Genomic DNA, 377 nt, shown 5'->3' with positions numbered 1-377 from the left:
CCCGCGCGGTTACTGGCTTTATTGATGTGAAATTGCAAAATTGGTGCGCAATTTACAGTAAAATACGCATATTATTTCGTATTCAATTTGCGCACCGTTCGCAGTTAATGCGCAGTAATTCGCAGGAGGCCAGCCAGTGAGAGACAGAACGCGCAGCTATACCACCGACCTGCCCCGTATAGGGTTGCCATTCCTTGCGAACATGCGTAGCAGGCTGGCGGATGCTGAACCGGGTACGCAGCTTTATACCCAGACCGAAAGCGGAACGTTGTATACCTTCCGGCAAGCCGACAGCTACGCCATGACAATCAACGGCGTGACGCGGGCTATTCGCACCACAACCACGAAGGCCGGGTATGGCGTCCGGGAATGGTACG

General features: G+C 53.6%; 1 pseudogene. It reads left to right on the top strand.

What is annotated here, in order from left to right:
* Positions 1–136: 136 nt before the first annotated feature.
* Positions 137–377: pseudogene (locus HX884_RS26815) on the top strand (hypothetical protein); the annotation flags it as partial.

It is taken from the genome of Enterobacter sp. SECR19-1250, assembly GCF_013391025.1.
Lineage (GTDB): Bacteria > Pseudomonadota > Gammaproteobacteria > Enterobacterales > Enterobacteriaceae > Enterobacter > Enterobacter cloacae.
The sequence above is the reverse complement of the archived record's forward strand: the minus strand, read 5'-3'. Positions and strand labels throughout refer to the sequence as shown.